Origin of the sequence: Amycolatopsis jiangsuensis (genome assembly GCF_014204865.1) — a bacterium.
Classification (GTDB): Bacteria; Actinomycetota; Actinomycetes; order Mycobacteriales; family Pseudonocardiaceae; genus Amycolatopsis; species Amycolatopsis jiangsuensis.
In genome coordinates this window covers 5,083,795-5,092,879 of record NZ_JACHMG010000001.1, presented here as the reverse complement: position 1 = coordinate 5,092,879, position 9,085 = coordinate 5,083,795, and the positions used below count along the sequence as shown (strand labels likewise).

Below are 9,085 nucleotides of genomic sequence, written 5' to 3'. Positions count from 1 at the left end.
ACTGGAGGACACGATGACCGGACTGGCGGACTTGACGGCTGACGAGCTGATCGCGGGATACCGCGCGCGGACGTTCTCGCCGGTCGAGGTGACCGAAGCGGTGCTTACGCGCGTCGAAGCCCGTGAACCAGAGCTGCACGCCCTGTACGCGTACGACGCTGCTTCGGCGCGCGAAGACGCGAAGGCGTCCGAAGTGCGCTGGCAAGCGGGCGCGCCGGCTGGCCCGATCGACGGTGTGCCGTTGACGCTGAAGGAGAACATCGCAACGCGCGGCACGCCCGTTCCGTTGGGCACTGCTGCGACGTCCCTGACGCCAGCCGTCGCAGACGCACCGGCCGCGGCGCGCGTACGCGAGTCAGGCGCGGTGCTGTTGGCGAAGACGACGATGCCGGACTACGGCATGCTCACGTCAGGACTGTCGAGCTTTCACGTCGCTTCGCGCAATCCGTGGAACCTCGAACGCACGCCTGGCGGTTCCAGCGCCGGTGCTGCCGCGGCCGCCGCAGCGGGCTACGGACCGTTGCACGTCGGGTCGGACATCGGCGGTTCGGTCCGGCTGCCCGCCGGCTGGTGCGGGCTCGTCGGGCTGAAGCCGAGCTTCGGCCGGGTGCCGGTGGACCCGCCGTTCGCCGGACGCGTGATCGGCCCGCTGACCAGGACCGTCGCCGACACCGCGCGGCTGATGAGCGTGCTCTCGCTGCCGGACGAGCGAGACCACCTGAGCCTGCCGCCGGAAACCCTCGACTGGTCCGCGCCAGGTTCGCTGTCCGGGCTGCGCGTCGGCCTGCAGCTGTCCGCCGGGGTCGGCCTGGACGTGGAGTCGGCCGTGGCCGCCGCCGTCACGGAAGCCGCGCGCCTGTTCGAGTCCGCCGGCGCCGTGGTCGAGCCGATGGACCCGTTCCTGACCCGCGACCTGCTGGACCGCCTTGATGTTTTCTGGCGGGTCCGCGCGCTGTCCGACCTGTCCGGGCTGCCGCCGGAGCGCCGTGCCCGCGTGCTGCCGGTGATCAGCGAATGGGCTGCCGGCGCCGAATCCGCCACCGGCCTGGACGTCTACCGCGGTTTCGCCGCGATGGACGGCATCAGCGTCGCCGCCCTGCGCGCCACTGCCCCCTACGACCTGGTGCTGTCGCCGACCTGCGCCGTCCCGGCCCCACCCGCGGACTGGGCGTCGCCGACGAACGACCCGTCCCGCCCGTTCGAGCACATCGGTTTCACCCTCCCGTACAACATGTCCGGCCAGCCCTCGATCTCCCTGAACTGCGGCTACCACCCGGCGGACCAGCCGATCGGCCTGCAGATCACTGGTCCCCGCTTCGCCGACCTCGCCGTGCTGCAAGCCGCGGCAGCGTACGAGCAACTCCGCGGGCCACAGCAGCCGTGGCCGTTCAGCGCAACGGATTCCCACTGAGCACGGCCAGCTCCTCGGCGACCTCGGCCAGCGAAAGCCGGACCTTGCCCAGCTCCGCCCGAAGCTGCCCGTGCAGCTCCCAGGCCAGCTCGTGGTCCCGGCTGCCGATCCCCGGCGGACGCAGCTCGTGGTGCTGGTCGAGCCGGGTGTGCCAGTAGGTCAGGAACGGGCCGAGGATCTCGTTCTGCAGCCGCCGGATCAGCGTCGCCAGGCCGGGCCGGACCGGGGTGGACAGCCGGAGCGCGTCCGGGTCCGCCGCGTTCCCGACCTGCCGGATCCGGTCGAACAGCGTGTGCAGTGAACTCAGCGCGCTGCGCAGCAGACCCTCCCCAGCAGGCAGCTCCCGGAACGGAACCCGGCTGGTCAGCTCGTTGAGGAGGTGGTGCGCGGCCCGGCGTTCCTCGTCGTCCAGCGTCGAGCGGATCCGCGCGCGGACGACCCCGTGCCCCGGCCGGGCCCGGTCCGCCAGCACGCCGAGTGCCGCCTCCCGCAGCCGCTCCGTGCGGGCCGGGCGCGGATCGGCCCGGCGCAGCGCGAGCTGGAACGACTTGGGCAGCACGAACTGTTCGCCCGGCAGCGCACCGGCGAGCACCCCCGCGGTGACCAACCCGGTGACGACCTCCTCCACCGCGCCGAACCGTTCCCCACGAGTACCGCCGTCCACCTCGGAAAGCACGTCGGCGAGCAGCGCGGCGGTCAACGGCGCGGGCGCGGCCGACCAGCAGATGCGCAGTGCGTCCCAGGCCGGCTCACCGAGCTGATCGACGGCCGGCGCGACCCGTTCGATGACTGGCTCGAGCAACGGTGACCGCAGCCCGTGCAACCGATCGAGCATGGTCGCCTCCGATCCGGAGAACTGCTCCACAAGCGCCCGCGCGAGCCCGGTACTGCCTTCGGCGGTGCCGCGCAGCGACGCGGCCAACGGCAGTTCGTGCTCCCGCAGATCGGTCAGCTCGATCCCGGCTCCGGCCGCGGCCAGCCGTTGATCCCGGGTCAGCACCAGACAAGCGACCCCGTCCGCCGAGCCGTGGAGCGGCGCTGTGACGTCGTCGAGCACGACGAGATCCGCACCCTCGCCGTTCGGTTCGTTCCACCGCACCGTGGCGTAGGTACGCCCGAACAGCTGCACGTACTCGCGCGCGAGCGAGGTCTTGCCGATCCCGATGACCCCGTGCACCACCGCCGTCCCGCCGTGGCTCAGCACGTCGTGCAGCTGCCACAGCTCCGCCCACCGTCCGGCGAACTTCCCCGGGCCGGTCAGCCGCTCCGGCGAGGGCGCCAGCCCGATGGTGCCGTCGGTGTCCTCGACCTGCTTTCCGACCGCCGCGACCAGCGCCTCGAGCGCGGTGCTCGTCGCCGGGTGGCCGGGGAGCAGCACGTCGAGGACCCGTCGTGGGTGCAGGTGCTCGGTGCCCGCTTCCGGATTGACCACCAGTACGCGCTCGGGTCCGGCGAGGAAGGCGGTGGTGAACTCCTCCTGACAGGCGGCGCGGGTGCCGTAGCTGCGGCTGTAGTAGGCGAGCAGAAGCCGCGAGCCGCTCAACGCGGTACGCACACCGTCCGGAATGGACCCGAACTGCCGGAGGTGAGTGGTGTCCAGGAAAACTCGAAGCCCCGCCTTCGCGAGCGCGTCCGCGATACGGCCCACCGCCGCCGCGTCCGCACGGTCGTAGCTGACGAACACATCCCAGTTCGGCACGCGGCCCTCCCTCCGCGGCGGCTGCCGGTCGGGCCGCCGCCACCTAGAATGCCGAACATGAGTGCGTCCGAGCGAGTTGAGCAGTCCCTGGCCTGGGAACTGCACGTCGAGCTGGCCAGCCGGATCACCTCGGTCGCCCTCGGACCGGACGAGGGCCTGCTGTCGGAAGCGCTCGACAGCCTGTACCGCGTGTTCGAGACCGCCCGGCGAGCGCTGGCGGAGCACCCGCCGCAGCGTCCGCTCGTCGAGGATTCCCTGCACCAGGTCGTGTTCCGGCTGCTGAACGAGGGCCTGCGGCCGTTCCTGAGCCGGTGGCACCCCCGGCTGGACGCCCACCACGCCCGCCGGGCCCCGGAGGTCTCCCGGCTGGACCACGAGCTGGCCTGGGACGAAGCAGGCCGGCTGCGCGCGGAACTCGCCGATCTGCAGGTCCTGCTCCGCGACGCGACCGAACGGCTGGCCGAACTCGCCGGCGCCGGCTCGCTGCTGACGGTGGCGCGCTGATGGCCCAGCGGATGCCCCGGGAGCTCGCGGTCAAGCTGAAGCTGCCGTTCGTCGGCGAGATCAGTGGCAACTGGGCTCCGCAGCAGGCCGAACGGAAGGCCGCCTGGGAGCTGTACGTCGAGTTGTCGACCCGGATCTCGGTCGTCCCGCTCGGCCGCGACGAGGGCCTCGCGCGCGGTGCGCTGAGCAGCCTGTACACGATTTTCGGCAGCACACGGGAAATCCTGCGGAAGTACGGTCCGGAGACCAGCCCGCCCAAAGGGCGGGACGCGATCACGTTCGGCAGGCTCGCGCTGACCGTGCTCACGGTCCTGCGCCCGGTGACGGCCTACTGGCATCCGCGCCTGGAAGCCTGGGAAGTCAAGCGAGCCAAGGACGTCGGCCCCATCGACCACGAGAACGCCTGGGACCGCATCGAAGAACTCCGCGAGGCACTCGAAACGGTCCGCCAGGGACTGCAGGATGTAGCCGAAGCCCTCGCCGACGTGGCGAACGCCGGCCCCCTCACCCCGGACTCCCGGCTCCTGGGCAAACTCCGAAAAGAGCGGGGGGGGGGGTGAGCGCCTGACTGCGTCGCGGCCCAGCGCTCACCGGCCGCTGCTCGCGGCTTGAACACCGACGATCAGCCCAGCTGCCGCGCGCGCCGATCGAGCTCGGCCAACCACCCGTCGAGATGCGGGCACTGTGCGCGAAGTTCGGCAATCCCCAGCTCGGAGATGGCAAGCGGCCCGTCGGTCGTTTTCGAATGCCGGTCGCAGTACTTCGTGAGCCGTTTCGAGGGGGCAGTCGCCGGACTGTCGTTGACCAGCTCGACGCCTCCTGCCGCGAGCGCGTCGGCTTGGAGCTGCCTGGTCAGGCTCTCCGATCCCATCAGCTCGCCGAGTTGTTCGGCGGCGGCGAAGACCCACGTTTCGAGTTCGTGCAGCATCAGATGAGGAACGAACCGGGAATCCCCGATCGCTGTGGCCAGCGCTGCTTCGACGTGCTCGACCTGGCGCCGGACGCCGCCGTCCGGTCGCGAGCCCATTCCCGGAGCGTTCGCCGGAAAGGCGTAGTAGTCGAACAAGGTAGTGAGTACGTGAAGGTCGGTGTTGCGGAGCAAGAGCCTGAGGTCGGTTTCGAGCTTGCCCCAGCTGCTGACTCCGCCGCGGTGTGTCCCACCGGACGCGGGACGCCGGGTCGTGACGATCGAGTGAGTGACGATTTACTCCGGGCTGAGGTGCGATCCGAGAACTGCGCCGACGACGACTTCCTCGGTCTGCCCCTCCACGAGCAGGTGTAAGCGCCGGTAGGTCATGCGTCGCCGACACCCTCATGGACCGGGCGGCCGCCGAGCAGGTTCTTCTCCCACAGTTCCCCGAGTGAATACTCCGCCAGCCAGGCGCTGAGCGCATCGGTATCCGGCCGGGTGAACTCGGAAGCACCGGCCCTGCGTTCGACCACGATCAGCTCATCGACCTCGAACTGGTTCATCAGCGTGACCGATTGGGTGGCGATCAGCACCTGGCTGCGCATTGCGGCCTGCCGGAGCAGCCCGGCCAGTTGCACGATCGCGAAGGGATGCAGACCGAGTTCCGGCTCGTCCAGCACGACGAGCGCGGGCAAATCGGGTTGGAGCAACAAGGTCGCCAGGCAGACGAAGCGCAGGGTTCCGTCGGACATCTGGTTGGCCGAGAAGATGCTGTCCGAATCCTGTTGCCGCCAGCGGAGCCGGACGCGGTCGCTCTTCTCGGGCACCAGCACGAAGTCGCGGAAGAAGGGAGCCACCAGCTTGATTGCTCCGACGATCCGCCGATAGGACGCCTGCTCGCCGGTGTCGTCGCTTTCTTTCAGCCGGAGCAGGTATGCGGCGAGATTACCGGCATCCCTGGCCAGTGCGAGGTTGTCGGCGGTGGGGCCGAGCCGCTTGACCGGCGCATCGGCGCTGGTGTCGTGGAAGTGGTAGACCTTGCAGCCGTCGAGCAGGTCCACGACGTACGAGGCGATCCGATGCGGGCGCTCCTGCGCTCGTGCGCGTAACCGGGATTCCCGGTGGCCGGTTCCGAGCACCTCCTCGAACGGCCGATCGTGTCCCTCACCGTGGTAAAAGGTAGCTTCGCGTTCGAAGACCAGCTCGTCCTCGGCGCCAGGCAGGAGGGTCGCCTCGTAGGAGTTCGGGTCAGCGTCCAGCTGCAGCCGGATCCGGGCGGCACTGTCCTGGTCGCTCAGCAATGCGGATGCTCCGCCGTTGAGCCCGACGAAGAGCCCGAGCTCCCCGCTCACGATCCGGCCCAGCAGCTCGAGAGCCTGGACGAAATTGCTCTTCCCGGCCCCGTTGGCCCCGACCAGAATGTTCAGCCTGCCGAGTTCGACGGTCGCCGAACGGATCGAGGTGAACCCCTCGATCTCCACCTTCTTCAGCGGCTGCCACGCCATGCGCCCACCTTACGGTGGCACACCGACATTCGCCTCGGCCCGGCTACTTCCCCTCGATCGCCTCCGCCAGTGCCAGTACTCGCCGGGCGTTGTCCACGTGCAGGTTTTCGATCATGCGGCCGTCGACGGTCACCACTGCGCGGCCTTGGGCGCTGGCTTCCTCGAAGGCCGTGATCACCCGGTGGGCGTGGTCGATCTCCTCCGTCGACGGGGCGAAGACCCGGTTGGCCGGTTCCACTTGCGACGGGTGGATGAGCGTCTTGCCGTCGAAGCCGAATTCCCTGCCCTGCCGGCATTCTGCTTCGAAACCCGCGGTGTCCTTCACGTCGTTGTACACGCCGTCGAGGATCACCTTCCCGGTCGCGCGTGCGGCCAGCAGGCACAGTGACAGGCCACCCAGCAGCGGGGCCCGGCCGGGGACGAACTCCGCGTGCAGTTCCTTCGCCAGATCGTTCGTGCCCAGCACCAGCACGGTCAGCCGGTCCGATGCGGCGGCGATCTCCTCCGCGTGCAGCATGGCGACCGGGGTTTCCACCATGGCCCAGATCTTCGTGTGCTCCGGCGCGCCACCCAGTTCCAGTGCGCGTTCGATGTTGTGCACCTCGGTCGCGGAGTTCACCTTCGGCACCACCACCGCGGCGGGACCGGCGGACGCGGCGGCGCGCAGGTCCGCGTCGTGCCATTCGGTGTCCAGGCCGTTGACGCGGATGGTCACTTCGCGCGCGTCGTACGAACCCACGGCGGCGCACACGCGTTCACGCGCGGCTTCCTTCGCGTCCGGCGCGACGGCGTCCTCGAGGTCGAGGATCAGCGCGTCCGCGGGCAATGTCTTCGCCTTTTCCAGCGCGCGTTCGTTCGCGCCGGGCAGGTACAGCACCGAGCGCCGAGGCCGCGGTTCCGTCATGGCTGAAGCTCCTTCGTCGCGGCGTCGTACGCGGCGGCCAGTTCCGGGTCGCCCGCGGCCAGTTCGTCGGCCAGCTCCACGACCACGCGGCACTGCTTGACCGAAGCGTCGTCCTGCATCTTCCCGTCGATCATCACCGCGCCGGTGCCGTCACCCATCTCCGCGATCACGCGCCGGGCCCACGCCACGTCCGACGGCGCCGGGGAGAACACCTTCTTCGCGATGTCGATCTGCACCGGGTGCAGGCTCCACGCGCCGACGCAGCCGAGCAGGAACGCGTTGCGGAACTGGTCCTCGCACGCCACCACGTCGCGGATGTCCCCGAACGGCCCGTAGTACGGCAGGATCCCGTGCATCGCGCAGGCATCGACCATCCGCGCCACGGTGTAGTGCCACAGGTCCTGCTGGTAGGTGCTCCGCCCGGAGTTCAGGTCCTCGCCGGCCGGGTCGGTGCGCACCAGGTAGCCCGGATGCCCGCCGCCCACCCGGGTGGTCTTCATCCGGCGGCTCGCGGCCAGGTCCGCCGGCCCCAGCGAGATGCCCTGCATGCGCGGCGAAGCGCCGGCGATCTCCTCGACGTTCGCCACGCCGCTCGCGGTTTCCAGGATGGCGTGCACCAGCAGCGGTTCGGTCAGCCCGGCACGCGCCTCGAGCTGGGCCAGCAGCCGGTCGACGTAGTGGATGTCCTGCGCACCCTCGACCTTCGGCACCATGATCACGTCGAGCTTGTCGCCGATCTCGGTGACCAGCGTGAGCAGGTCGTCCAGGACCCACGGCGAATCAAGGCTGTTGACCCGGGTCCACAACTGCGTGCGCCCGAAGTCGGTGGCGCGGGCGACCGACACCAGCCCGGCCCGCGCGGCCTCCTTCCGGTCCGCGCGCACGGCGTCCTCGAGGTTGCCGAGCAGCACGTCGACCGTGCCGGTCAGCGACGGGATCTTCGCCGCCATCTTCTCGTTGCCGGGATCGAAGAAGTGGATCATCCGCGAAGGCCGTACCGGAATCTGCCGCACCGGCTGCGGCGCCCCCACGGCGAGCGGGGCGAAGAAATCCTTCGGCGAACGCATACTGCTCCTCCCGGATGTGTGACTGGTGGGTAACCCTAATCCGGGCGGCCCGAACCCGGCTGCGGCGAAGCTCACCGCCACCCGGGTGACGGCCTTGACCTGCGAAGTCCACAGTGGATGCGGGCAGGATTGAGCCGAACGGGGTAACCGGCTGAGCTTTTCGCCGCACCTCGCGCCGAGGCGGGGGGTAACCCGACGAAGCCGCTGCGTAACACCACTCACCTCCAGCTCACTCGGTTGGCCGCACGGTCGGGCTGAAGTCGAATGACCGCCCACCGACCGGTCACCGACCGCTGAGCGCCGCCGATCGCAGGTGCTTCCGCTACCCGCAGATCCGCCGCCGCCGCACTGGTAGTCAGGTCATGTGCCGGTTTTCAGCGGGCACACCGGGAACAGGTGAGTGAAGGAGGCGGACTCGTGGCGGCTACCCCACAGAACACCGAGCGCTCGACGGTGGCTGGTGGCGCGAAGCGCAGCCGGTCGGTGCCGAGCCGGGTGCTGCCGCCGATCGAGCTCCCCGCGAGCGCCGACGAGCTGGCGCACAAGGCCGCCGCCCTGCTGGGCTGGAACGGCGTCGTGCTGCCGGTGACGACCCTGCTCGGCCGCACGGTCAGCATCGTCGCCAAGCTGCGTACCGACGTGCACGCGGAGCGGATCGCGATGGGTGTCGGTCCCGTCGCCGATCGCGCCACCGTCGACACCTGGACCTGGCCAGAGCTGGCCGCGACCGCACCCGCGCCGGCCGCCGAGATCATCGGTGTCCTCGCGGTCGCCCGGCACTGGCGCACCGCGATGGCCTCCGCGGTTCCGTTCGCCCGCTACGGCGAGGCCGCGATGGTGCTCCCATCGCCCGCCGTACTGACCGAGGACTACGTGGCCAACTGCCTGCCGCGGGCCCGCGCCTACGGCCTCGCGGTCGTCTCCGCCGATCCGCACGCGACGACCGACCTCGACCTCGAAGGTCGCACCGAGCGCATCCTCCTGGAGGAGGACCCGGTTTCGCGCTGGGTCAACGAAATGGCCTACGACCAGCTGCTGCGCGGCGACCTGGTGCCCGCCGAGTCCGACTGACCCCGGCGCCGGGC

General features: G+C 70.2%; 9 protein-coding genes. 4 read left to right on the top strand and 5 right to left on the bottom strand.

Annotated features, from left to right (window positions below):
• Positions 1 to 13: 13 nt before the first annotated feature.
• A complete protein-coding gene (locus tag BJY18_RS22920) occupies positions 14 to 1,411 on the top strand; it encodes an amidase (protein WP_184781912.1) in 1,398 nt (465 codons plus the stop codon).
• Here BJY18_RS22920 and BJY18_RS22915 read toward each other — a convergent pair.
• The gene (locus BJY18_RS22915; protein ID WP_184781911.1) at positions 1,389 to 3,110 is read right to left on the bottom strand and encodes a toll/interleukin-1 receptor domain-containing protein; all 1,722 of its coding nucleotides are present in this window, start codon (positions 3,108 to 3,110) and stop codon (positions 1,389 to 1,391) included. The two genes, BJY18_RS22920 and BJY18_RS22915, sit on opposite strands and share 23 nt — an antisense overlap.
• A 57-nt stretch (positions 3,111 to 3,167) precedes the next feature.
• Here BJY18_RS22915 and BJY18_RS22910 point away from each other — a divergent pair, with 57 nt between their 5' ends.
• Positions 3,168 to 3,614, top strand: a complete 447-nt coding sequence (locus tag BJY18_RS22910) for a hypothetical protein (protein WP_184781910.1) — start codon at positions 3,168 to 3,170, stop codon at positions 3,612 to 3,614.
• On the top strand, positions 3,614 to 4,174 hold the full coding sequence (locus BJY18_RS22905) for a hypothetical protein (RefSeq protein ID WP_184781909.1): 561 nt from the start codon (positions 3,614 to 3,616) through the stop codon (positions 4,172 to 4,174). Before BJY18_RS22910 ends, BJY18_RS22905 begins: the two co-directional genes overlap by 1 nt.
• Positions 4,175 to 4,236: 62 nt before the next feature.
• Here BJY18_RS22905 and BJY18_RS22900 read toward each other — a convergent pair whose 3' ends face one another.
• The 4 genes from BJY18_RS22900 to BJY18_RS22885 form a co-directional block, all read right to left on the bottom strand.
• The gene (locus BJY18_RS22900) at positions 4,237 to 4,803 is read right to left on the bottom strand and encodes a DUF4276 family protein (RefSeq protein ID WP_312874119.1); all 567 of its coding nucleotides are present in this window, start codon (positions 4,801 to 4,803) and stop codon (positions 4,237 to 4,239) included.
• 104 nt (positions 4,804 to 4,907) lie between these two features.
• Positions 4,908 to 6,029, bottom strand: a complete 1,122-nt coding sequence (locus BJY18_RS22895) for an AAA family ATPase (RefSeq protein WP_184781908.1) — start codon at positions 6,027 to 6,029, stop codon at positions 4,908 to 4,910.
• Between the two features lie 43 nt (positions 6,030 to 6,072).
• Positions 6,073 to 6,933, bottom strand: a complete 861-nt coding sequence (locus BJY18_RS22890; RefSeq protein ID WP_184781907.1) for an HpcH/HpaI aldolase/citrate lyase family protein — start codon at positions 6,931 to 6,933, stop codon at positions 6,073 to 6,075.
• On the bottom strand, positions 6,930 to 8,000 hold the full coding sequence (locus tag BJY18_RS22885; protein ID WP_184781906.1) for an HpcH/HpaI aldolase/citrate lyase family protein: 1,071 nt from the start codon (positions 7,998 to 8,000) through the stop codon (positions 6,930 to 6,932). Before BJY18_RS22885 ends, BJY18_RS22890 begins: the two co-directional genes overlap by 4 nt.
• Before the next feature lie 417 nt (positions 8,001 to 8,417).
• On the opposite strand from BJY18_RS22885, the gene BJY18_RS22880 reads away from it, so the two are divergent.
• The gene (locus BJY18_RS22880) at positions 8,418 to 9,071 is read left to right on the top strand and encodes a hypothetical protein (protein ID WP_184781905.1); all 654 of its coding nucleotides are present in this window, start codon (positions 8,418 to 8,420) and stop codon (positions 9,069 to 9,071) included.
• Positions 9,072 to 9,085: the final 14 nt, after the last annotated feature.